The following is a 21,938-nucleotide window of genomic DNA, read 5'->3' as shown; positions in this document are numbered from 1 at the left end:
GCCGTCCCGTCGCCCTCGTCACCGCCGAGCAATTTCGCATCCAATACGCCAAGTCTGCTGAACGGACCGGCGAATCGGCCTAGGGTGCGCCCGTACGCACGGCCGGGGCGGGGCGGCGCCGGTTCCGGCCGCCACCGCACCGCGCACAGCACCGCGCACACCGATCGGACGCACACCGAACTGGGGGCCTCATGCGCAGATCCAGAGGGCTGGCGGGCGCGCTCGCCCTGTCCCTGGCCGGGACCGCCGCGGGGGTCGGTCTCGGCCTCCTCCCGCAGGCGGCGGCCGTCACCCCACCCGTGGCCTTCACCGCCGACGCGCTGCCGACCTGGCAGCCCGACGGCGTCGTCTGGGCCCTCGCCGAAGCCGGCGGCACCGTCTTCGTCGGCGGCACCTTCTCCGCCGTACGGCCGCCCGAGGGCGGTGCCGGTGCCGAGCAGCCCGCCGTGAACTTCGTCGCGCTCGATGCGGCGACCGGCGCCCCGACCTCCTGCCGGCTGTCCTTCACCATCGGCTCGGGCACCGCCACCGTCCGCGCCCTCGCCCTCTCGCCGGACAAGAAGACCCTCTACGCGGGCGGCTACTTCGGGGCGGTCAACGGCACCCCGGTCTCCAGCCTCGCCGCCGTCGACGTGGCCACCTGCACGGTGAAGACGTCCTTCCGCCCCGCCTTCGCGGCGACCGTACGAGCCCTGGCCGTCACCGGCGACACCGTCTACGCGGGCGGCGACTTCCTGACCGTCGCCGGACAGCCGCGCGAGCGGTTCGCCGCCGTCGCCGCCTCCGACGGCGCACTGAGGCCCTTCAGGGCCGACGCGGACGAGCCGGGCCGGGCCGTCGAGGTCACCCCGGACGGCCGGGGCGTCGTCCTCGGCGGCGACTTCTTCACCGTCAACGGCACGAACAGCCACGCCCTGGCCGTCGTCGACGCCGCCAGCGGCGCGCTCACCAGGGCGTACCCGAACTTCATCGAGACCAACTCCGTCGTCAAGGACATCGCGACCGACGCGACCGGCTTCTACACCGCCAACGAGGGAACGGGCGGCGGCGTCTTCGACGGCCGGATCGCACTCGACCTGTCCGACTTCGGTCAGCGCTGGCGCGACACCTGCCTCGGCGCCACCCAGGCCGTGCTCCCCCACCAGAACGTGCTCTACAGTGCCTCGCACGCGCACGACTGCTCCGGCGTCGGCGAGTTCCCCGACGGGCAGCGCCACCACCTGCTCGCCCAGCCGACCACCGGCACCGGCAAGCTGGGCTGGGCCCCCGACACCAATGACGGCATCGGCGAGGGCATCGGCCCGCGCGTGATGGCGGTCGGCTCCCGGGGCGACGTCCAGTACCTGTGGGTCGGCGGCGAGTTCACCACGGTCAACGGGGCCGCACAGCAGAGCCTGACCCGCTTCGCCTCCACCGGGGACACCGGCGCGCCCACCACCCCCCTCGCGAGCGCGGCGAGCTTCCGGCCCGGCGAGGTGCAGGTGCGCTGGCGCACCAGCCTCGACCTGGACGACAGCACTCTCACCTACCGGATCCACCGGGGCGGCGCGGCCGCCCCGATCGCCACCGTCACCGCCGACTCGCTGTTCTTCAAGCGTCCGCAGGCCTCCTGGACCGACACCACCGTCACACCCGGCCAGACGTACACGTACCGGGTCAGTGCCACCGACGCGGCCGGCAACACCAGCGCCCTGTCCGCGTCCGCGACCGTGACCGTGCCGCACTCGGCCGACGCCTACGCCGACCGAGTCCGCTCCGACGGTGCCCAGCTGTACTGGCGCCACGACGACACCGTCCTGCCGTACGCCGCCGACTCCTCGACCGGCGGCAACCAGAACGGCGTGCACCACAATGCCCCGTCCCTGCGCCAGACCCCGGCGGCGGTCTCGGGCGGGGGCACGGCGATCGGCTTCAACGGCACCGACACCCGCATCTACGGGGACCGGCGCCAGACCGTGGGCAGCAGCTACTCCGTGGAGACCTGGTTCAAGACCGGCACCACCCGGGGCGGCAAGCTCGTCGGCTTCGGCAACAACCAGGCCCGCGGCAGCAACCAGTACGACAAGCACGTCTACATGACCAACGACGGGCGCCTCGTCTACGGCGTCTACACCGGCGCCACCCGCACCATCACCACCCCCGCCGCCTACAACGACAACAGGTGGCACCACGTCGTCGCCACCCAGGGCCCCGGTGGCATGGCCCTGTACGTCGACGGCGTACAGCGGGGCACGCTCGCCGTCACCACGCACGAGAACTACGCCGGCTACTGGCACGCCGGCGGCGACAGCCTCGGCGGCTGGCCGAACCGCCCGACGAGCGAGTTCTGGGCCGGCCAGCTCGACGAGACCGCCGTCTACGGCAGCGTGCTGAGCCCGGCGCAGGTCCAGAACCACCACGCCCTGGCGACCGTCCCCGCCGACACCGTCGTCCGGGTGACCGCCGCCGAGGATACGTACGCGAACGCCGGCGCCCCGGACGGCAACTACGGTGCGTCCGGGTCCCTCGCCGTGCGCGGCACCCCGCTGTACCAGAGCCACCTGCGCTTCGACCTGCCCGCCGCACCGGCGGGCACGGCCTTGAAGTCGGCGGTGCTCTCCGTGAAGACCAGCACGATGAGCGGAGCCGGCACCGCCGACACGGTGTCGGTGGTCCCGGTCACCGGAGCCTGGACCGAGAGCGGGACCACGTACAACAACCGGCCCGCCCTCGGCGGCCCAGCCGTCGGCAGCTTCGCCGGCATCCCCGACGGCTCCGCGGTGCACACCACCACGCTGTCCACCGCCGCCGTCGGGGCGGCGCTGGGCACCGGCTACAGCCTCGCGCTGACCGGCACCGGCGCGGACGCCCTGTGGCTGTGGTCCTCCGAGGCCCAGGCCAACGAGGGGACGCCGCAGCTCACGCTGACCTTCGGCGCGCCGTAGCGGGGGGAGTACGTCCTCACCCACGTCCTCACAGGTCGTAGGTGAGGACGTACTCCACCGAGGTGTCGCCGTGGCGGTACTCGAACGCACCCGACCCCGACAGCCCGGCGAGCTCGCCCGTCCCCGAGCCCGGCACCACCTCGAAGCTGCACCGGGTGCCGCCGGCGTCGAACGAGCCGTGCTCCTTCAGGACGAAGGCCCCCTCGCGGCCGTCGACGGCACCGGACAGCAGCTCCAGGCCCGTGTACGAGCCGACGTCCTCCCCGGTGTACGTGAGCGTGTAGGAGCAGGTCGTCGCCTCCGCCTCGATCCCGCCGGTGAACGAGTTCACCACCGTGGAGCGGGCGATCCGCGGAACGGAGCCGGCCGGGCCGACCGGCTGCTCCTCCCAGTCGGCGAACGTGAAACGGCCGGTGGTGCGGACGGACATGGGGTACCTCCCGGTGCTCGAAGCCGGGCGGGTCCAGTCCCCGCCCGGCACGGGGAACAGCCTGTCGGGGATACCTGACACCCTCTGTCAGGTATCCCCGACAGGCTGCGGACAATGGCCCCATGCGCGCCGACCGCCTCCTGTCCCTCCTCCTGCTGCTGCAGAACCGCGGCCGGATGACCGCCCCCGAACTCGCCGCCGCACTCGAAGTCTCGGTCCGCACCGTCTACCGGGACATCGAGGCCCTCGGCGCCTCCGGCGTCCCGGTCCACGCCGACCGCGGACCCGCCGGCGGCTACCGGCTGATGGACGGCTACCGCACCCGCCTCACCGGCCTCACCGACACCGAGGCCGACTCCCTCTTCCTCGCCGGCACGCCCGGCCCCGCGCAGGACCTCGGCCTCGGCGCCGACCTGGCCGCCGCCCGGCTGAAGCTCCAGGCCGCCCTGCCCGCCGCACTCGCCGACCGGGCCCGGCGGCTCGAAGGCCGCTTCCACCTCGACGCCACCGCCTGGTTCCGGGACGCCGACCCCGTCCCGCACCTGGCGCGGATCGCCCAGGCCGTCTGGGACCAGCGCGTCCTGGTCGTCGGCTACCGCCGCTGGAACGGAGAGGAGCGCACCGGCCGCGCCCTGCACCCCCTCGGGCTCGTCCTCAAGGGCGGCATCTGGTACCTCGTGGCCTCCGGGGCCGGGGCCGGGGCCGGTGCCGGTGCCGGTGCGGGTGCTGCTGCCGGCACCGGTGACACCCGCGGGATCCGCGTACGCACCTACCGCGTGTCGCGGTTCCAGGACGTCGACACCGTCCCCGAAGGCTTCGAACGCCCGGCGGGCTTCGACCTCGCGGCGTACTGGGAGGAGTCCGCCCGCCGCCTGAACGACGCCCTCCACCACCAGACCGCCCTCGTCCGGCTCTCCCCGCGGGGCCGGCGCCTGCTCCCCCTGCAGTTCGGGGCGGCCGGCGCCCGCGCCCTCGCCGACGCGGAGCCCGTCGACCCGGCCGACCCCGACGGCTGGGTCCTGGTCCGCCTGTCCGTCGAGGTGCGCTCGGTGGCCGTCGGCGACCTGCTGCGGCTCGGCACCGAGGCCGAGGTCCTCGGGCCGCCCGAACTGCGCCGTGCCCTCGCCGACACGGTCGCGGCACTCGCCGAGCGGTACTGCTGAGCGGTACTGCTGAGCGGCGGTCAGGGCGGGGGCTCGACCTCCAGGAAGCGGCGCCCGCGCGGGCCGCGGTACAGGAGGCAGACCCAGCCCAGCGCCTCCAGCGCCGCCGCGCAGGCCCCCAGCCGTTCCTGCTCCGCCAGGGCCGCGCCGCCGCCCGGCGGGCCGACCCAGGTCACCTCGACCCGGCCGCCCGGCGGCGTACCGGGCGCCACCCGGTACCCGGTCCGCGTCCGCCGGCCCTCCGCGTCCACCGCGGACGAGGGCAGGCCGGCCGCCTCCAGCGCGAGGGCCACCGCGCGCGGCATCTGCCGCAGTTCCCACGCCGCGGGCACCGCCGCGCCACCCAGGACGCGCCGGATCTGCAGCAGCCCCTCGTAGGCCGTGCGCACCTCGCCCGCCCGCGCGGCGGTGGCCGGCACCGGTGGACCGTCGCCCGTCGCCGGCTCGAACCCCTGCCCGGGAGAGGCCACCGTCGACCGCCCTTCCTGAGTACGCCGCATGAGTACGTCACGGCCAACCACCTGAGTATCCGCGCCGATTCCCGGACGGCCCGCCGCTGGTCGAATGGGGTCATGACCTCCGACGCCCCGCGCGGCGCGCACTGCCCGCCCAGCTCCCCCCGCCCGCGCCTGCAGCACGTCACGGTGGCCGGTTCGGCCCTGGCCGTGGCGCTGCTCCCGCTCGTGGTCGGCGTCCTCGTGGCCAAGGGCATGGCCGCCGACCCGCACGCCCCGGTCAACGCCCTCATCACCAGCGGGGGCCAGCGGGCCGCCCTGCCCCGCGGCGAGTGGCGGCGGCGCGGCCACACCACGATGCGCCGCCTGCGCACCGCCCGCCGGAACACCGTCCGGCGCTGCGCGGCCGTCCGCGCCCGCCGTACGTCCGCCTCCTGAGCGGGGCCCGGTCAGCGCCCGTACTGCCGCATGCACAGGTCCACGATCGACGGCGGTACGACGCCCTCCGCCGCCGCGCACGGTTCCTCGCCGTCGGAGGCCGGGCCCGGCGCCGGATCCGGTACCGGTGCGGGGGAGTGCTGCTGCCGCAGGGTGCGGCCCGGTGGGTGAGCCCGCCGGGGCGCGGCCGGCTTCACGGGCCGTGCGGCGGACGCCCGTCCCGCGGCCCTGGCCGGGGCCGTGGCCTCCGCCGCGACGGGCGCCCGCTCGGGTGCCGGTTCCGGCTCCCGCTGCGTCGGCTGCGGTCGGGACTGCGGCGGCGGGGCCGCGGCGGGCGTCGGTCGGGGCGGCTGTGCGGCGGGGGACGGCCCGCGCGGTGTCACCTGGGCCCCGGCGGACGGTACGGACGTACGCGCCGGCAGCGGACCGCGCGGCGCGGGCGGAGCCGGGGGCGAGCCCGTCGAGGCACAGCCGGCGCTCGCGAGCAGCGCGACGAGGGACAGGGGCAGGGCCCGGCGTAGCTGCATTCGACCACGATGCCGCACCGCAGGGCCGACCGGGCGGCCCGGCTCACTCGTCCGGGTGCGGCCTTCGAATACTTGTCGGTAGGGGTCCGGTGTGCCGGACGGATGGGGCAGTTCGGACAGGAGGCTTGACCGCACCCGCCCCGGGCGGCAAGAGTGCGCCGGTCAGGCAGACAAGAGGACCACCGTACGAGTCGCACATCGGAGACAGAGCAGATGCCCCTACCGGTTCGCTTCCCGCGTGTCCCGGCGACGACCCGCGCCGCCGGCCTCCCGGCCACCGCCGCGGCGGTGCCGGCCCCGGTCCCGGCCGCGCGGCGGCGCGAGGCCTGACCGGCACGGGGCGCCGGATCCCGGCGGGCGGTACCGCACCGCCGCGAGGATCCCCGCCCCCGTCCCGGGAGACCACCGTGTCCCACCACCCCGATGACAGCGGGCCCGCCCCCGAGGACCCCGCGTTCGCCCCGGCCCACGCGGCCCACCCGGCTCCCGAGGCCGACCCGGTCCACCCGGCCGCCGAGGCCGACCCGGCCCCGCCTGCCTGGCCGGAGTCCGGGCCGTGGCCGGAGTCCGGGCCGGCCGCGGCCGCGTTCGACGCCTCCTGGTCCGCGCACGGCCACGCGGAGCCCGACGACGCCCCCGAACCCGAGGCCGTCACGCCCGCGGCCGCCCGGTCCGGCCGTCGGCACTCCCGCCACGGGCGCCCGGACGAGCGCCGGCGGGGGCGCGGCAGCCGGCTTCCGTGGGCGGCGGGCTCCCTGCTCCTGCTCGGCGCGGCCGGCGTCCTGGTGCTGTGGCCCGGCGACTCCGAACCGGAATCCGAGCGTTCCGTGCGGCGGCCCGACCTGTCCGTCCCGGTGCTCCCGGGCAGCAACCACGGCGCCGGCGGCAGTACCTCGGCGACCCCGTCCGCCCGGGACACCGCGACCCCGTCGGCCTCGTCGAGCCCGTCCGCGAGCCCCTCGGAGAAGCTGCCGCCCACGCCCAGCACATCGGCGGCGACGCAGCCGGGGCAGTACGACACGCTGCGTATGGGAGACCGCGGGCCGGAGGTGACCGCCCTGCAACAGCGCCTGTACGCACAGGGGTTCACGTACGTGCACGTCACCGGCATCTACGACGGCCAGACCAAGCGCGGCGTGGCACAGCTCCAGCGCGACCGGGACGTCAAGGGCGACCCCACGGGCGTCTACGGACCGGCCACCCGGGCCGCGTTCGGAACCTGACGCACCGTCCGGCGGCGGGAGCCGGGCAGGCTAGCACCGAGAAATCGGCTGGACCAGCGGAAATGTCCCGTCGGACAGTGGCGTTGTCCTGTTCGCCTCCGTCCGAGGAGCCGCCCATGTCCACCTTGCGGGTCACCGTAGAAGAACTGACCGTCCACGAGCACCCCAACGCCGATGCGCTGGAGCTGGCCCAGGTGGGCCTCTACCGCGCCGTCGTGGCCAAGGGGGTCTACCGCACCGGTGAGTTCGCGCTCTACATACCCGAACAGGCCGTCCTGCCCGCGGCCTTGATCGAGGAGCTCGGCCTGACGGGTCGGCTCGCCGGCTCCGGCTCCGACCGGGTCAAGGCGGTCCGTCTGCGCGGCGAACTCTCGCAGGGCCTGGTCTGCCGGCCGCGGGCGCTGGCCGGTGTGGACCTGGCGCGGGCCGCCGAGGAGGGCACGGACTTCGCGGAGCGGCTCGGCATCACCAAATGGGTCCCGCCGATCCCCACCACCATGAGCGGAGACGTCGAGGCCGCCGCCGACCTGCTGCCGTGGGTCGACGTCGAGAACCTCCAGCGCTACCCGCACATCTTCGAGCCCGGCGAGCCGGTCGTCCTCACGGAGAAGCTGCACGGTACGGCCTGCCTGATGACGTACGTCGCCGACGACGGGCGCGTCCTCGTCTCCTCCAAGGGCTTCGGCTCCAAGGGCCTCGCGCTCAAGGAGGACGAGCGCAACCTCTACTGGCGGGCCGTCCGGGGCCACGGCGTCCCCGAGGTGGCCGCCAAACTGGCCGCCCGGCTGGGCGCGACCCGGATCGGCGTCTTCGGCGAGGTGTACGGGGCGGGCGTCCAGGACCTGGCGTACGGGACGGACGCGCGCGCCGCCGACGCGCCTCCCGGGTACGCCGTCTTCGACGTGTCGGCCGAGATCGACGGGCAGGTGCGCTGGCTGGACCCGGCGGAGCTCCTCGCGGACGGCGAGCTGCCGCTCGTACCGCGGCTGTACGAGGGCCCGTACGACCTCGAAACGGTCCTGGAGCGGGCGAGCGGCCGCGAAACCGTCTCGGGCCGCGAGGCCCACCTCCGGGAGGGCGTCGTCATCCGCCCGGCCGTCGAGCGGTACAGCCCGGTCGTGGGCGGCCGGGCCATCGCCAAGGCGGTCAGCCCGGCGTACCTGACGCGCAAGGGCGGCACGGAGTACGAGTGAGGCGTGGCCTGACGCGGTGGGAGCGGCCTTTCGTGGTGGGATGAGGAACCGATCAAGGCTGCTGGCTCACGGAGAGGCCGGAGAGATGTCCCAGGACACCATGCGGGCGATGGCGTACGACGGGTACGGCGGGACGGAGGTGCTCTCCGAGACCCGGCTCCCGCTGCCGAAGGTCGCTCCCGGCGAGGTCCTCGTCAAGGTCAGGTGCGCGGGGGTCAACCCCGTCGACTGGAAGATCATGGCGGGTGGGCTCGACGGCCTGATGGACGTCATGTTCCCGGTCGTCCCCGGCTGGGACGTCTCCGGGACCGTCGAGCGCGTCGGCATCGACGTCCCCGAGTTCGCGGTCGGCGACGAGGTGATGGCGTACGCCCGCAAGGACTACGTACACGGCGGGACCTTCGCCGAGTACGTCAGCGTCCCCGTACGGGCCCTCGCGGCCAAGCCGGCCTCGCTCAGCTGGCAGGAGGCGGCCGGGCTCCCCCTGGCCGGACTGACGGCCTACCAGCTGCTCACCCGGCTCGGCACGGGCGAGGACGACACCGTCCTCGTCCACGGGGCGGCGGGCGGCGTCGGCTCCTTCGGCGTTCAGATCGCCCGGGCCCTGGGCGCCCGGGTCATCGGCACCGCCTCCCCCCGCAACCACGACCGGCTGCGCGAGCTCGGCTGCGAGCCCGTCGAATACGGCGAGGGCCTCGTGGACCGGATCCGGGGGCTCGCCCCCGACGGCGTCACGGTGGGCGCGGACTTCGTCGGCGGGGTCCTGGACGTCACCACGGCGGTCCTCGCGCAGAACGGCCGCCACGCGTCCATCGCGGACCACACGGTGCTGGGGGCGGGCGGCCAGTGGATGTGGGTGCGGCCGCTCGGCAGCGACCTCGCCGAACTGGGCCGACTCGCCGACAAAGGGCAGCTGAAGGTGACGGTGGCCGAGACGTTCCCCCTCACTGAACTGGCCGCCGCCTTCGACCTCAACCAACAGGGCCACACAGCCGGCAAGATCATCATCACTCTCTGATCCCACCCGGAGGATCCGGGCGGCGCACCCGGACCGGACTCCGCACCCCGCCCGTCAGGGCAGGGTGGGCACCGAACCGCAGCGGGTCAGGTGGACCTCGACCCCCGGCAGGGACGCGCACCACGGGGCCGTCACGGCCGACAGCCGGGCCGCGTCCGGACGCCGGCCGCCGAGGCCGATCGCGTACTGCGCCGAACAGGAGGAGGACGTGAAGGGGCGCGGCCAGGCGTGCGCGTCCCGGATCCCCGCCTCGTCCAGGGCCCCGAGCAGCGCCCGCATCCGGCCGCGGGCCCGCCCCAGCGTTTCCTCGAACTCCCGCGGCGTGTCACCCCGTACGCCCACCACGGCCCAGGCGGCGTGCCGGCGGTGCAACGGCGGCGGTACGAGAAGCCCGCCCCCGGGGCCGGAGCAGAGGTCGGCACCGGATTCCAGAAGCTCCCAGGCCCGGTACAGCTCCTGCCCGAGCAGGTCGTGCAGGCCGGGCCCCACCTGGGCCGTGCAACTGCGGACCGGGGAGGACGGGGTGAGGACCGTCACGGACTCCGCGCCCCGGTCCGTGACCGAGTCCGCGCCCGGTGCCTCGGACACCAGCCCGACCGGCGTGCGCCAGTCCCAGGCGGCCCAGGTGGCGAAGAACGCCCGGAGCAGTTCCGCGGGGGACAGGTCGGCGGCTTCGCGGACCGTCCGTGCCGCCAACACCGCCCAGGCCAGCCCCGGCAACCCACCGAACGGCGCCGAGTCCAGGCCGCGGACCCGCGCCCAGGCCTTGACCTGGCGCGCGAGTTCCGCGAACGCCGCCTGCCGGGGCCCGTCGGCGCCGACGAAGCCGCGCACCGCGTCGGCGTCGCTGACCGCTCTCAGAGCGATCGCCGCCGCCTCCCCGAGCTCCTCCCGCCGCTGCACCGCCCGGGCCGGATCCACCGTCCCCGTGGCGACGACCACGAGGTCCACGTCCAGCCCGTCGACGCCCAACCGCAGCCCCGGCACCCTGGCGCCCCTCACCTCCCGGATCCGGTCGGCGGCCTGCGGCAGGGCTGCCGCTACCCGGGCCCTGACGTCCGCCATGTCGACCGTGCCGGGCAGCGCCGCGACCAGGTCCAGGTCCGCCCCCGGCAGGGCGCAGCCCATGCGGCGGGATCCGACGACGTGGACCACCCCGTCGGCCAAGGCACGCGCAAGGCGCTCGGTGACCGTCTCCGCCGCACGGTCGCGACCGGCGTCAGTCGGCCCCTCAGCCGTCCCGTCAGTCGACCACGGCCACGGCCACGGCCCGGACCCCGGCGCAGGCTGCTCCGCGTTCCACCGCACCGCACCCGTCCCGAGCTCCACCACCGCCCGCACCCGCATCGGCTCGTCCCCGCGCCGCGAGAGCACGGCCAGCTCCCCGACCCGGGCCGGAAACGCGGCCCCGGCGCCGCCCAGCCGCTCCGTGAACTCCGCCAGCGCGCGCTGCGGATCCGTACTGCGGCCCAGCGTCAGGTGCGGGGTGTACCCCTCGCCGCGCCCCCGGCAGCCGGGGAACCGCGCGGCCAGCTCCCGCCGCAGCTCCTGCCACGGCGCCTCGCCGGCGGCGGCCGGGTCCAGCCAGAGCACGGCGTCCTCCCGGCGCCCGAAGCTGTGCACGCCCGCCAGCCGCACCGCGAACGGGTCCGTCGCCGCGGCCGCCTCGGCCAGCACCGGCAGCGCCTCCTCGAAGGAGGACTCGGGTACGAAGCCGAACAGCAGGTTCACGTGCGCGGGCCAGCGGCCGGCCGCCGGGTCGTGGTCCCGCCGCAGCTCCTCGACCGCGGCGTGGTGCGGGGGCAGCCACGCCACGGCCGTGTGCGCGGTCGCCGGCACATCGAGCCGGGCACCCCGCGCGCCCGCGCCGCCGACGGTGCCGACCGCGCCGAAGGTGCTGGCCGTGGCGGTGCCGGCCGCGGCGGTGGTGCCGGCCGCGGCCGCGGCGGCCCCGGCGTCTCCTCCCACGAAGTCCAGCACGGCCTCCACCCCGTAGTGGTCGGAGACGAACAGGCCGTCCGCCGCAGCGGGCGAATCCCCCCGCAGCACCGCCCGGCGCACCTCCGCGCTCACCGACCGCAGCAGGATGCGGTCCAGCCGGCCGGGACGCCCCGACAGCGAGCCCACCGCGGCCAGCGGATTGGCGAGCGGGTCGAAGGTCGGCGTGGCGTCCTGCGGCCCGTGCACCTCGGTCCACGCGTCCCGCATGCCGAGCACGGCGGCGGGCCCGTCCGGCCCGCCGCGGCCGTCGTTGAAGTCGCCGAGGAGCGCCACGTCGGCGTCGATGCCGTTCAGCCCTTCGTACGTGCGGGCCAGTTCGGTGTTGCGCCGCTCGGCCCCGTTCTCGGTGTGATCGCTCGTCAGGTGGACGCCGGCCACGACGAGCGGACCGCCGGCCGTGTGCACCGTCACCGCTGCGACCGCCTTGTACGGTCCCAGCAGGTGCAGCCCGGCCTCGGCCACCGGCAGCCGGCTGAGCAGGAGCAGCCCGCTCGTGGCGACGTCCTTGCCGGCCGGGTCGGTCCCGACCGTGTACCCGGCCCGCACCCACGGCTGTGCCAGCAGCATGCCGAGCAGCTCCGGCTCGACCTCCTGGAGCGCGATGACGTCGGCGTCGGCGGCTTCCAGCGCGGCGAGCAGCAGCGGCCTGCGCCGGGCGGTGGCGATGTGCGCGGCGTCGTACCGGTCCCACAGCGTGTTCCAGGTCAGCAACCGCACCCGCCCCGGACCGGCCCCCTCGATCCCCGTCCCGGGCCCCGCTCCCGGATCCGCCCGCAGATCCGGCGCCCCCGGCGGGGCGGTCCCGGTGGGCCGCCAGGCGCCGTCGGCCGGATCCCACGCGTGCGGGGTGGAGGCGGTGAAGAACGGGGCCCGCAGGAGGCGCGGGGCGCGGACCCGCCCGGCCCGCGTGGAGTCGATGAGGTCCAGGCCGCTGGCCCGGTCCCAGACGAGCACGCCGTCCGCCTCGACGAACAGCACCCGGTGCCAGGGGATGTCCCCGCCGGGCACGAACGCGGGGAGCGGGATCCGCTTCGGCGGTGCCCCGCGCTGGTGCAGCCCGAGCACGAACCGCGCCGGGTCGAACCGGGGGTCCCAGCGGACCTGGTGGTAGAGCTGTTCACTGGTGCGCATCAGCAGTCCCCGTCCACTCCCCGCCCGTCGCGTCGAGGGTTCCGGCGGTGTCCTGGAGGGTGCCGTCCGCGCCGATGTACCGGATGCGGTGGGCCTGCCCGTCTCCCGGATACGGCGGGCTGAACCGGTGCAGTTGGGAGGCCAGCACCTGGGGCGGCACCGGGTGGGGGCGTACGGCGTTGCGCCGGAGCAGCTCCGCCTCCTCCACCAGCACCACCGCGTGGGTCACCAGGGCGTCGCGGCGGGCGGCGACCGCGCCGACCAGCCCCCGCTGCTGCGCGGTGAGGCAGGTGGCGTCCCAGACGACGGTGCCGCCGTCGGCCAGCGCCGCGTTCAGCCGGTCCAGGCCCTCGCGCAGCACGTCCGCGTTGGCACGCTGGTCGGCCCGGGAACCCCGGGCGGCACGCAGGTCGTCCAGACTGATGTATGCGGTCACGTCCGGCAGGCTCCGGGCGTACGTGCTCTTCCCGCTGCCCGACGGGCCGCAGAGCTGCACCAGCTGCGGGTGGCCGCCGTCCCGCCAGCGCCAGGTCGCGGCCACGGCCTCCTCGGCGGTGGATATCCGACCCCGCGCGAAGGCCTCGCGGGCCTCGGCCCAGCAGCGGTCCGCAGCGTCCGCGTCCAGGTCCACCAGAGCCGTCCGCAGCCCGGCCCGCAGCGGGCCGAGCGCATCCGGTCCGAACAACCCCTCCTCCTGCGCGAGCAGCGCCGACCACTCCACGCAGTCCCGCGCCTCGGCGTCCACCGAACCTCCGGCGGCCCCGGTCCCGGCCCCGACGGTGGCGGCGAGCGCGTGCAGCACCCCGAGATCGGCCGCGGAGGCCATCCGGACCAGCCCGGCCCGACGCAGCTCGTCCGGGAACGGTCGCCGCAGCCGGGGGTACAGCCCGACCAGGTCGGCGACCCGGCGCGCCAGTGGCATCCCGAGCGGCCCCGCCGCCAGCCGCGCCGCGACCCGCGTCCGCGGGGTACGGTGCAGTACGGCCGCGAGGACGCCGGCCAGCCGGGCGTCCCCGGTGCGGCCCAGCGCGTCGAGCCGGCCCGTCACCTCGGCGACGACCGGATCGACGCCGCCGCCACCCGAAGCCGGAGCGGGGGCAAAGCCCGGTTCCGGCCCCTGTTCGGGCCCGGTCCGGAGGTCGAGGGCGGCCGCCAGCCCGGCCGCATCGGGCTCGGCGCCCGACCGCACCGCCCACAGGGCGGCCTGCGGGCCGAGCCCGTTCGGTACCACGGGGGCGTACATCCAGTGGGTGTCGGTCTGCACGTGGCCGCCGCGGACCCACTTGGCCACGCACCGCCCGAAGTCCGCGCGGGCGAAACCGTCCGCCGTCCGTACGACGTAGCCCTCCTGGCGCGCGGTGTCGACGCGCAGCCCGCGCAACGCGCGCTCGTCGAAGACGCCCCGCCACAGCACGCGCGGGACGGGGACCCCGAGACCGTGCAGGAAGCGCACCGTGCGGTCCCAGTCCAGGCACCGCTCGCCGTCCCACACCGAGAAGCCGTAGAACCAGCTGTCGAGGTCCTCGTACGGGATCGAGTGCCGCGCGTACAGGTTCTCCCCGCACACCCGCCATCCGGCGGGGATGCCCGCGCCGATCCGGCTCTGGAGGCCCTTGACCCAGGCGCGCGACGGGTGGTGGCCGGAGTCGAGGGAGCGGGCGTGCAGCCCGTCCGCGTACAGGGTGGTGTTCTCCCCGTCGAGCTTCTCGGTCACGACGACCTCGCGCCCGGCGAGTCCCACGAGCCCGGCGGCCCGCACGTCGTCCGCCGTCGTCCCCGGTGACCACGGCAGGTGCGGGGTGCGGGGGTAGTGCGTGCGCATGAACGGCTCCTGCTCGACGACGTGGTGCCAGGTCACTGTAGGTTTCCGGACCGGCCCCCTCCACCGAATAACCGCCCGGACCGCCCCGCCATGCCCGGCAGCCGCATCAGCCCGGCCGGCCGGCCAGCAGGGTGAGGATGTCCGCCGTGGGGCGGACGTCGCCGAAGCTGCGGTAGACCGTCGCCAGGGTGGCGTTGTGGGCGGCGTCGCTGCGCGTGGCGCACGCGTCGGCCGCCAGGACCACGCGGTAGCCGAGCGTCGCCGCGTCCCGCACGGTGGCCTCCACGCACACGTTGGTCACCAGACCGCACACGATCACCGTGTCCACACCGTGGCCGTCGAGCACCTCGGGCAGGGGGCAGCGTCCCGGGAAGAACGCGGAAGCGGCGTTCTTCTCCACCACCGGATCCCCCGGAGCCGGCACCAGCTCGGGCCACAACCGGTCCGTGACCGCGCCCGTGCCCCCGGCGCTCCGGTAGCGTTCGGCGACGTCGGGCCCGTAGAAGTCCACCGCCCACCGGGTGGGCTGCGCGGCGACGGCCGGCAGCACCCAGGCCACGGTGCCGCCGGCCGACCGCGTCCCGTGCGCGAGGGCCTGCACCTGCGGCACGATGCCCAGCCCGAACCCGTTCCCCGCCACGAAGAAGCGCACCATGTCGACCACGACCAGCGCGGTCCGCTCGCCGAACAGCTCCCGGTACGCGTGACGGTGACCCCGGCGGCGCTCCTGCCGTGCGTACTCGTCCGCGTCGATCCGCCACGCGTGCCGCCGCGGCTCGATCCCGTCCGTCCTGTCCGTCCCGGCCGTTGCGCCCGTTGCGCCCGTTGCGTTCATCCCGCCCGTCACCCTCACCAGCCGGCTCCTCAATGGCACAGGGCGACGATCTCAGGGGCGACCGTGCCCTTGGCCGCCTCGCACAGGGGTCCCATGTCGTAGCTGCGGCCCGGTACGGGCCCGGAACGCGTCTGCGCGGGCGCCCTCCTGCGCGGCGTGGAACCGGACGTGGCCGTCGACCCGGACTTCGCGGAGGACCTGGGCTTGGACGGTGCGGCAGGGCGGTCCGCGGCTCGGCGCGGCCGGTCGGCGGGCGGCGGGGGAGGGGCGGGTTCCGCAGCGGACGGAGGAGTTGGCGGAGCCGGGGGCACCGGCGTCGGCGTCGTCGCCGGTGTCGTCGTCGGCAGCGGCGCCAACGGGCGCCCCGCCACGACCGGTTGCCTGATCGCGGCCTCGGCCGCGGCGGGTTCCGGGCCGGCCGCGGCCGGGGGTGCGGACGGCCGCACGGTCACGCACCCGGCGGTCAGCATCACAGCGGCAAGGATCAACGGCAGGGGCGGAGTTGCTCGGCGCGGCTGCATGCGTCCAGCTTGCCGTACGGGCGGTTCGCCGATCCACGAGCCGTCACGCGTACGGGTGATCCACGCCCGAGGCTCACGCCGGCGTGCGCCCCCGCGAGGCGAGCCGCAGCGCGTGCTCCAGCGGGCCGCGGCGCAGCGGGCTGTCCGCCCAGATCCGCTGCCAGCCCCAGGCGGCGGCGACCGACACACCGGCGAACGCGGCCAGCGCGGTCCAGGAGGCGGCGCCGTGGGCCGGGCCGGCCAGCACCAGAGCGTGGACGACGTACGCGCTGAGCGCCATCGCCCCGAGCGGGGCCAGCGGTCCCAGCACCAGGACGCCCGCGCGGCGCTGTGCGGCGAGCACGAAGAGACCGATCAGCGCGCAGCCCACGCCCGCGTTGCCGATCGTCTCCAACGGGGTCTGGCTGTAGGGGTCCGCCACCAGCAGCCACTCCCAGGAGGTGCTGGGTATGGCCCCGTACTGCCCGCCCAGTACCTCGCCCACGGGGTCGGCGGCGGCCGCCGCCTCCGGGTGCCGTTCCGCTATCACCGACAGCAGCCGCTCCCGGCCGCCCAGGGCGTGGGCCCACAGCCAGGCGACGCCGTACCCGGCGACCGCGGCGGCCGCGCCCCACAGCGCCATCCGGGCGGCGGACCGGCGTTCCCGCAGGTCGCACAGCCGGCCGAGGGCCAGCCCGACCAGGACGTACGGCAAGTAGGTGGCCAGCGGGTAGGCGCCGGTCAGCAGCAGCTCCAGCAACGTCCGGCCCAGCCCGTCCCAGCTGGTCAGGGCGGACGGCTCGGGAACCGCGCCGCGCCCGGAGGTGCCGTACCCGAACACCGGGCCCAGCAGGTACGACAGCAGCGGGCCCACCACCACGGACGTGCCGGCGACGGCGGTGAGGACCGGGGTGGTGAGCCGGGTGAACGGTTCGGCGGCGAGGAAGTACACGGCGAAGAACGTGAGGATGACCAGGATGCCCGGCCACAGCGCGGCCAGCACCAGCCCGAGCGCGGCCAGCACCCCGCAGCGGGTCAGCAGCGCGCGGTGGCGCTGCGTCCAGCTGCCGGAGGTCTCCGCCGGTGTGCCGCCGCCACTGCGCTGGGCGAGGGCCAGGGAGAACCCGGCGAGGAGGGTGAACAGGGCGGGAGCCCGTCCGTCCGCCGCGACGACCAGGTAGCCGGCGCCCTCGGGCCGGGGGCCCGGGCCGACGTGCACGGCGAACATGCCGAGGACGGCGAGTCCGCGGACGGCGTCGACCCCGGTCAGGCGGCCCGGGCCCGCAGTCCTGCGCGGACGGGAAGCGCCGGCCACTCGCATGCCTGTGCGTGCCTCTCCTCTGTCCCGGCCGGAGGCCGGTCTTTTTCACGTGGTCGGACCGGCGGGTTCCATCCCGACAGTCCGCGCCGCGAACATACCAGGGACGGCGTAACAAGGTAATAAGTCAGTTTGGCCGGTAGGGGCCGGTAGGGGAGCGGGAGCGCCGAAGAGGAGCTCCTTGCCCCGCGCGGCCCCGCCGGGCCGCCGCCGGGGAAATCCCGGGTGCGCGGCCCCCGGTCCCGCAGCATGGGGGCATGAACGACAGCGTGATCACCTACACCGTCTACGTCCTGGCCGATCCCGCACAGGTCTGGGAGGCCCTGACCGACCCCGCCTTCACCCGCCGGTACTGGGGCGTGAGCTTCGAGACCGACTGGGCGGTCGGCTCGCAGATGACGTGGGTGGAGCGCGGAGCCCGGACCAGCGACCCCGAGCAGGTGGTCCTCGACTGCGTACCGGACCGCAGGCTTTCGTACACCTGGCACACGTTCACGCAGGAGTGGGCGGCCGTCGTCGGGGTCGGTGAGGAGCTGCGGGCCGAGCTGGCGGGGCAGCCGCGTACGAAGGTGACGTACGAGATCGAGCCGGTCGGGGACGCCCTCACCCGCCTGACGATCCGTCACGAGGGCTTCGAGCCCGGCGGCACGCTGATCGGCATGTGCGGTGAGGCCTGGCCCATGCTCGCGTCCAGCCTCAAGACCCTGCTGGAGACGGGGGCCCCGCTCCCGGAGGAGGGTGTCGCCGGGCCGGGGCCGGAGCCGGTGGTGTGACCCGTCCCACCGAGCCGGTCCGGCGGCACCCTGCGCACCGGCGGCCGCCGCCGGTCGTGTGGAATGGGCCGCATGGGGACACACGAGGACCTGATACGCCCGGCCGACGCGGCGACGCCACCCGAACACTGGCGCTACACCCGCCACCTCGCCGCGCTGGCCACAGCCGCAGCCGCGGTGTCGGCCGACGCCGCCGCCTCGGGTGCCGCCCCGGCGGGCATCGCGGCGGAGGCCGACGCCGTGGCCGCCGTCCTGCGCGATCCGGACCCCGTGATGGCCGAGAGCGCGGTGGTCACCCACCTCGACCGCCGCGCCACCCAGCTCCTGGCCGACGCGGCGTTCCCCGCCTGGGCCGATGCCATGGCCGCCGCCCTCGGCGACCGCGTCTTCGCCGTCCGCAGGCTGCGCGAGTGGACCCTGCTCAGGGCGATCGGCCGCGGCGAGACGTGGACGGCGGCGGAGCTCACCGCCGCCTCCGACTGGTGCCAGCGCACCGCGGCCCGACTGCTGACGGCTTCCGACGCGCTCAGCCTGCTCGCGGACTCGGCCCGCACCCGGCGGGTGCGCAACGCCGCCGCCCAGCGCCTCCGCCGCAACCCGGCCTGACGCCCCCTGCGAACCCTGCCCGGCCCCGTGCCCCCCACGCCGGCAGAGCTCGGTCGGTGCCGCGGGCAGTGGGCGGCGGGGTGCGGAACGTGCAGCTGGGTGGGGGCGTACTCCCGGATTGGCGGCGGGAGTTGCTGCCGGAGGGTGGAATCGGCCACGTGGCTGGTTAGGGGCGCGAGCCCGGGTGTGAAACCGAGCAAAAGGGGTAATCTGGGGTGGCGGTGACTCCGGATTCGAACGCTCTGCACGGGAGTCTCGTCATTCGGGCATCCGGCGGTTTATGGTCTGCCTACCTGGCCGGGTATCAGCGTTGATCAGATGCCGTTCCACTGGAGGCTGTACTCCGTGTCGCACGTTTCGCAAGCTCCCGTCACCACCTCCGACGGCGAGCCGGACATGCCCGCTCCCACCGCGTACGGCGAGGTCAAGGGGTGGTTCTCGGACTGTGACCAGGCGCTCTTCGACTGGTTCCTGACCCACCAGAACAGGGACGAGGGGAAGCCGGGCGACGTCCTGGAGCTCGGCGCGTTCATGGGGAAGAGCGCGATCTTCCTCGGGCAGTACCTGCGGGACGGCGAGGAGTTCACCGTCTGCGACCTCTTCGACTCGCCGGCGCCCGACGAGTCCAACCTCGCGGAGATGCAGGGTTCGTACGCGACGCTGACCCGCCGCGGGTTCGAGACGAACTACCTGGCGTTCCACGAGGAGCTGCCGACGATCATCCAGGCGCCGACCTTCGTGGTCGCCGACCGCGTGCGTGCGGCGAGCTGCCGCTTCATCCACATCGACGCCTCGCACCTGTACGAGCACGTCGTCCAGGACATCGCGTCCTCGCGGGTCGTGGCCGCCCCGGGCGCCGTCGTGGTCTTCGACGACTACCGCTCCGAGCACTGCCCCGGCGTCGCCGCCGCGGCGTGGGGCGCGGTCGCGGTCGACGGCCTCCGGTTGATCGCCGTGTCGGGGGCGAAGCTGTACGCGACCTGGGACGACCCGGAGCCGTACCGTTCGGCGCTGCTCGCCTGGCTGGAGGGCCGGTCGGACCTGTGGGCCGGGGTGGAGGTGGTGGCCGACCAGCCGCTGGTCCGCATCGGTGACCACGGGGCCGTCCCGCCGGCGGTCCCGAAGCCGCTGCGGCCGGCTCCGGAGCCGCCGGCCCCGCCCGCGCCGGCACCTGCCCCCGTGCGGCGGCCCGCACCGCGTCCGGGTGCCGCGTGGCGCAAGCTCGCGAAGGACCTGCTCCCGCCGGTGATCACCCGCGCGATCGTGGCCGAGCTGCGACGCCGGCGCCGCTGACCGCCCTCCTTCTCGTTCTCACCCTTGCCTGTGAGGTGCGGGCCCCGCACCACCGGGTCCGCACCTCACGGCTGTCCGGGTCCGTACGCCCCTGCGTCAGCGGCCGCGGCGGACGCGGGCCGCGCGGCGGGCCTCGGCCAGGGCCTTGGCCTCCGCCGTCTTGCGGGACTCCTTGCCCTTGCCCGGACGGCCGGGGCGGGTGCCGATGCCGCGGAAGCCGAGTTCGCTGCCGGACGGGCGGCCCTTGGCGTCGGTCGGCGCGGCGCCCGACAGCGGCACCCCGGAGGGGGCCTTGGCGCCGGTGATCCGGCTCAGTGCGGCCTCGCCGGAGCGGACCTGGGTGATGGTGGGCCGGATCCGCGCGTCCGCCATCAACCGGACGACGTCCCGCCGCTGGTTCGGGGTGACCAGGGTGACGACCTTGCCGGACTCGCCCGCCCGGGCGGTGCGCCCGCCGCGGTGCAGGTAGTCCTTGTGGTCGTCCGGCGGATCCACGTTCACGACCAGGTCGAGGTCGTCGATGTGGATGCCGCGCGCGGCGACGTTCGTCGCGACGAGGACCGTGATCGTCCCTTCCTTGAAGTGCGCGAGCGTCCGGGTGCGCTGCGGCTGGGACTTGCCGCTGTGCAGCCCCTCCGCCCGTACGCCCATGGCCCGCAGGTGCTTCACGAACTGGTCCACGCCGTGCTTGGTGTCCAGGAACATCAGCACGCGTCCCTCGCGGGCCGCGATCTCGGTCGCCGCGGAGACCTTGTCGGCGGAGTGGATGTGCAGGACGTGGTGGTCCATCGTGCTCACCGTGGCCGCGGACGGGTCCACGGAGTGGGAGACCGGGTCCTTCAGGTAGGCCCGCACCAGCTGGTCGACGTTGCGGTCCAGGGTGGCCGAGAACAGCATCCGCTGACCGTCGGGGCGCACCTGGTCCAGGATCTCGGTGACCTGCGGCATGAAACCCATGTCGCACATCTGGTCGGCCTCGTCGAGCACCGTGATCCGCACCCGGTCCAGGTGGACGTCACGCCGTCCCACCAGGTCGCTCAGCCGGCCCGGGGTGGCCACCACGACCTCGGAGCCGGCCCGCAGCGCGCTGACCTGCCGGCCGATCGACAGCCCGCCGACCACCGCGGCCATCCGCAGCCCGAGGGCCTGCGCGTACGGCGTGAGGGCCTCGGTCACCTGCTGCGCCAGCTCGCGCGTCGGTACGAGGACCAGGGCCAGCGGCCGCTTCGGGTCCGCCTTCCGGCCCGCGGTGCGCGCGAGCACGGCCAGGCCGAACGCGAGCGTCTTGCCCGAGCCGGTCCGGCCGCGGCCCAGGACGTCCCGGCCGGCGAGCGAGTTGGGGAGGGTTGCGGCCTGGATGGGGAACGGCTTCTCCACCCCGGACTCGGCCATCGTCCGCAGCAGCTCCGCGGGCAGGTCGAGCTCGGTGAAGGACTCCACGGGCGGCAGGGCCGGGGCGAGGGGCTCGGGCACGGCGAACTCACCCTGCGGGGCGGGGGTCCGGGGCGCCTTGCCGGGGCCTGCCGCGGCAAGGCGCCGGGGGGCTGCCTGGGCCGCCTTGGCAGCGGGCCTGACGCCGAAACGCCCGTAGGGGGACGGGTTCCTCATGCGGAGCCTTCCGTGGGACACGAAAAGGGAAATTTTATCATCGGCGGCTCCAGTGCTCCCGGGGCTGCCGGATCGGTGGGGTCCGCGGGGCCGCTGCGGTCCGGCTCCCCGGACCGCAGGTGGTCCAGGTGGGCGCGCGCCTCGACGGCCGCGCGGGCGAACCAGTCGGCGATGACGGCGACCTCCTCGGGGGAGTACTCGTCGAACAGCGCGGCGAGCCGGGCGTAGAAGGGCTCGTACACCTCCACCACCCGCCGGGTCGCCACCGGGTCGGCCACCACCCGGACCCGGCGCCGGTCGTCGGGGTCGGGCTGCCGCTTGGCGTACCCCGCGCGCTCCAGGCGGTTGAGGACGCCGGTGACCGCGCCGGTGGTGAGGTTGGCCAGCGACGCCAGGTCGCCGGCCGAGAGCGGCTCGTCCCCGGCTCCCAGGACGTGCCCGAGGCAGGTCAGATCGGTGACGTTGAGCCCCAGCAGCTGCGCCACCTCCTGCTGGCCGATCAGGCCGAGGGCGACGTACTGGTCCATACGGGAGATCGCCTCCCCGGCCGTGACCGGGGGGCGGGTCTTGCCCTGCACGCAGATACTCCTTAGCATCTAAGTTACTTAGCTCGCGAGATACTTCCTGATCAGATGTTTAGCTCGCGAGATAAGCCTTCCTGCTCCGAGCCTACTTCGGGA

At 75.2% G+C, this 21,938-nt stretch carries 18 protein-coding genes; 9 read left to right on the top strand and 9 right to left on the bottom strand.

Annotated features, from left to right (window positions below; genetic code table 11):
* The first annotated feature begins 191 nt into the window (after positions 1–191).
* Positions 192–2,924, top strand: coding sequence for a DNRLRE domain-containing protein (locus ACFVGY_RS02850; protein WP_385669947.1), 2,733 nt, complete (start codon positions 192–194; stop codon positions 2,922–2,924).
* A gap of 28 nt (positions 2,925–2,952) precedes the next feature.
* Here the strand turns inward: ACFVGY_RS02850 and ACFVGY_RS02845 are convergent, their stop codons facing one another.
* A complete protein-coding gene (locus ACFVGY_RS02845; protein ID WP_385669944.1) occupies positions 2,953–3,354 on the bottom strand; it encodes a DUF3224 domain-containing protein in 402 nt (133 codons plus the stop codon).
* 122 nt (positions 3,355–3,476) lie between these two features.
* On the opposite strand from ACFVGY_RS02845, the gene ACFVGY_RS02840 reads away from it, so the two are divergent.
* Entirely contained in the window at positions 3,477–4,517 is a 1,041-nt protein-coding gene (locus tag ACFVGY_RS02840; protein ID WP_385669941.1) for a helix-turn-helix transcriptional regulator, read from the top strand.
* 20 nt (positions 4,518–4,537) lie between these two features.
* On the opposite strand, the gene ACFVGY_RS02835 is transcribed toward ACFVGY_RS02840, so the two are convergent.
* Positions 4,538–5,017: a hypothetical protein gene (locus ACFVGY_RS02835; RefSeq protein ID WP_385669938.1), complete on the bottom strand. Its 480-nt coding sequence runs from the start codon at positions 5,015–5,017 to the stop codon at positions 4,538–4,540.
* A gap of 72 nt (positions 5,018–5,089) precedes the next feature.
* Here ACFVGY_RS02835 and ACFVGY_RS02830 point away from each other — a divergent pair, with 72 nt between their 5' ends.
* Positions 5,090–5,410, top strand: a complete 321-nt coding sequence (locus ACFVGY_RS02830) for a hypothetical protein (protein ID WP_385669935.1) — start codon at positions 5,090–5,092, stop codon at positions 5,408–5,410.
* 11 nt (positions 5,411–5,421) lie between these two features.
* On the opposite strand, the gene ACFVGY_RS02825 is transcribed toward ACFVGY_RS02830, so the two are convergent.
* The gene (locus ACFVGY_RS02825; RefSeq protein ID WP_385669932.1) at positions 5,422–5,937 is read right to left on the bottom strand and encodes a hypothetical protein; all 516 of its coding nucleotides are present in this window, start codon (positions 5,935–5,937) and stop codon (positions 5,422–5,424) included.
* 407 nt (positions 5,938–6,344) lie between these two features.
* Here ACFVGY_RS02825 and ACFVGY_RS02820 point away from each other — a divergent pair, with 407 nt between their 5' ends.
* The 3 genes from ACFVGY_RS02820 to ACFVGY_RS02810 all read left to right on the top strand — a co-directional run bounded on the left by ACFVGY_RS02820 (position 6,345) and on the right by ACFVGY_RS02810 (position 9,371).
* Positions 6,345–7,160: a peptidoglycan-binding protein gene (locus tag ACFVGY_RS02820; protein WP_385669929.1), complete on the top strand. Its 816-nt coding sequence runs from the start codon at positions 6,345–6,347 to the stop codon at positions 7,158–7,160.
* 116 nt (positions 7,161–7,276) lie between these two features.
* A complete protein-coding gene (locus ACFVGY_RS02815) occupies positions 7,277–8,353 on the top strand; it encodes an RNA ligase (ATP) (protein WP_385669926.1) in 1,077 nt (358 codons plus the stop codon).
* A 100-nt stretch (positions 8,354–8,453) separates the two neighbouring features.
* The gene (locus ACFVGY_RS02810; protein WP_385670842.1) at positions 8,454–9,371 is read left to right on the top strand and encodes an NADP-dependent oxidoreductase; all 918 of its coding nucleotides are present in this window, start codon (positions 8,454–8,456) and stop codon (positions 9,369–9,371) included.
* A gap of 54 nt (positions 9,372–9,425) precedes the next feature.
* On the opposite strand, the gene ACFVGY_RS02805 is transcribed toward ACFVGY_RS02810, so the two are convergent.
* The 4 genes from ACFVGY_RS02805 to ACFVGY_RS02790 form a co-directional block, all read right to left on the bottom strand.
* Complete coding sequence (locus ACFVGY_RS02805; protein WP_385669924.1) at positions 9,426–12,503, bottom strand: poly(A) polymerase; 3,078 nt, start codon at positions 12,501–12,503, stop codon at positions 9,426–9,428.
* Positions 12,490–14,325 carry an RNA ligase family protein gene (locus ACFVGY_RS02800; protein ID WP_385670839.1) on the bottom strand — a complete coding sequence of 612 codons (1,836 nt, stop codon included), beginning with the start codon at positions 14,323–14,325 and terminating at the stop codon, positions 12,490–12,492. Before ACFVGY_RS02800 ends, ACFVGY_RS02805 begins: the two co-directional genes overlap by 14 nt.
* Before the next feature lie 106 nt (positions 14,326–14,431).
* Positions 14,432–15,160 carry a cysteine hydrolase family protein gene (locus ACFVGY_RS02795; RefSeq protein WP_385669921.1) on the bottom strand — a complete coding sequence of 243 codons (729 nt, stop codon included), beginning with the start codon at positions 15,158–15,160 and terminating at the stop codon, positions 14,432–14,434.
* Between the two features lie 594 nt (positions 15,161–15,754).
* The gene (locus ACFVGY_RS02790) at positions 15,755–16,981 is read right to left on the bottom strand and encodes a DUF418 domain-containing protein (protein WP_385669918.1); all 1,227 of its coding nucleotides are present in this window, start codon (positions 16,979–16,981) and stop codon (positions 15,755–15,757) included.
* A gap of 254 nt (positions 16,982–17,235) precedes the next feature.
* Between ACFVGY_RS02790 and ACFVGY_RS02785 the strand changes: the two genes are divergently transcribed.
* The 3 genes from ACFVGY_RS02785 (at position 17,236) to ACFVGY_RS02775 (ending at position 19,650) form a co-directional block, all read left to right on the top strand.
* Positions 17,236–17,751, top strand: a complete 516-nt coding sequence (locus ACFVGY_RS02785) for an SRPBCC family protein (protein ID WP_385669915.1) — start codon at positions 17,236–17,238, stop codon at positions 17,749–17,751.
* 72 nt (positions 17,752–17,823) lie between these two features.
* Complete coding sequence (locus tag ACFVGY_RS02780) at positions 17,824–18,357, top strand: hypothetical protein (RefSeq protein ID WP_385669912.1); 534 nt, start codon at positions 17,824–17,826, stop codon at positions 18,355–18,357.
* A gap of 396 nt (positions 18,358–18,753) precedes the next feature.
* Positions 18,754–19,650 carry a class I SAM-dependent methyltransferase gene (locus ACFVGY_RS02775; protein WP_385670836.1) on the top strand — a complete coding sequence of 299 codons (897 nt, stop codon included), beginning with the start codon at positions 18,754–18,756 and terminating at the stop codon, positions 19,648–19,650.
* Between the two features lie 96 nt (positions 19,651–19,746).
* Here the strand turns inward: ACFVGY_RS02775 and ACFVGY_RS02770 are convergent, their stop codons facing one another.
* Positions 19,747–21,258 (bottom strand): DEAD/DEAH box helicase, encoded by a 1,512-nt coding sequence (locus ACFVGY_RS02770; protein WP_385669909.1) that lies wholly within the window; start codon positions 21,256–21,258, stop codon positions 19,747–19,749.
* Complete coding sequence (locus tag ACFVGY_RS02765) at positions 21,255–21,836, bottom strand: MarR family winged helix-turn-helix transcriptional regulator (protein ID WP_385669906.1); 582 nt, start codon at positions 21,834–21,836, stop codon at positions 21,255–21,257. The genes ACFVGY_RS02770 and ACFVGY_RS02765 overlap by 4 nt, the downstream gene beginning before the upstream one ends.
* Positions 21,837–21,938: the final 102 nt, after the last annotated feature.

Origin of the sequence: Streptomyces sp. NPDC127106, from assembly GCF_042677605.1 — a bacterium.
In the GTDB taxonomy this organism is placed as follows: Bacteria; Actinomycetota; Actinomycetes; order Streptomycetales; family Streptomycetaceae; genus Streptomyces.
The sequence above is the reverse complement of the archived record's forward strand: the minus strand, read 5'-3'. Positions and strand labels throughout refer to the sequence as shown.

What these genes read in the sequence shown, in the direction of transcription:
- ACFVGY_RS02850 (WP_385669947.1), top strand. Translation starts at nt 192, where the DNA reads ATGCGCAGATCCAGAGGGCTGGCGGGCGCGCTCGCCCTGTCCCTGGCC.
- ACFVGY_RS02845 (WP_385669944.1), bottom strand. Translation starts at nt 3,354, where the DNA reads ATGTCCGTCCGCACCACCGGCCGTTTCACGTTCGCCGACTGGGAGGAG.
- ACFVGY_RS02840 (WP_385669941.1), top strand. Translation starts at nt 3,477, where the DNA reads ATGCGCGCCGACCGCCTCCTGTCCCTCCTCCTGCTGCTGCAGAACCGC.
- ACFVGY_RS02835 (WP_385669938.1), bottom strand. Translation starts at nt 5,017, where the DNA reads ATGCGGCGTACTCAGGAAGGGCGGTCGACGGTGGCCTCTCCCGGGCAG.
- ACFVGY_RS02830 (WP_385669935.1), top strand. Translation starts at nt 5,090, where the DNA reads ATGACCTCCGACGCCCCGCGCGGCGCGCACTGCCCGCCCAGCTCCCCC.
- ACFVGY_RS02825 (WP_385669932.1), bottom strand. Translation starts at nt 5,937, where the DNA reads ATGCAGCTACGCCGGGCCCTGCCCCTGTCCCTCGTCGCGCTGCTCGCG.
- ACFVGY_RS02815 (WP_385669926.1), top strand. Translation starts at nt 7,277, where the DNA reads ATGTCCACCTTGCGGGTCACCGTAGAAGAACTGACCGTCCACGAGCAC.
- ACFVGY_RS02810 (WP_385670842.1), top strand. Translation starts at nt 8,454, where the DNA reads ATGCGGGCGATGGCGTACGACGGGTACGGCGGGACGGAGGTGCTCTCC.
- ACFVGY_RS02805 (WP_385669924.1), bottom strand. Translation starts at nt 12,503, where the DNA reads ATGCGCACCAGTGAACAGCTCTACCACCAGGTCCGCTGGGACCCCCGG.
- ACFVGY_RS02800 (WP_385670839.1), bottom strand. Translation starts at nt 14,325, where the DNA reads ATGCGCACGCACTACCCCCGCACCCCGCACCTGCCGTGGTCACCGGGG.
- ACFVGY_RS02795 (WP_385669921.1), bottom strand. Translation starts at nt 15,160, where the DNA reads ATGAACGCAACGGGCGCAACGGGCGCAACGGCCGGGACGGACAGGACG.
- ACFVGY_RS02790 (WP_385669918.1), bottom strand. Translation starts at nt 16,981, where the DNA reads ATGCGAGTGGCCGGCGCTTCCCGTCCGCGCAGGACTGCGGGCCCGGGC.
- ACFVGY_RS02785 (WP_385669915.1), top strand. Translation starts at nt 17,236, where the DNA reads ATGAACGACAGCGTGATCACCTACACCGTCTACGTCCTGGCCGATCCC.
- ACFVGY_RS02780 (WP_385669912.1), top strand. Translation starts at nt 17,824, where the DNA reads ATGGGGACACACGAGGACCTGATACGCCCGGCCGACGCGGCGACGCCA.
- ACFVGY_RS02775 (WP_385670836.1), top strand. Translation starts at nt 18,754, where the DNA reads ATGCCCGCTCCCACCGCGTACGGCGAGGTCAAGGGGTGGTTCTCGGAC.
- ACFVGY_RS02770 (WP_385669909.1), bottom strand. Translation starts at nt 21,258, where the DNA reads ATGAGGAACCCGTCCCCCTACGGGCGTTTCGGCGTCAGGCCCGCTGCC.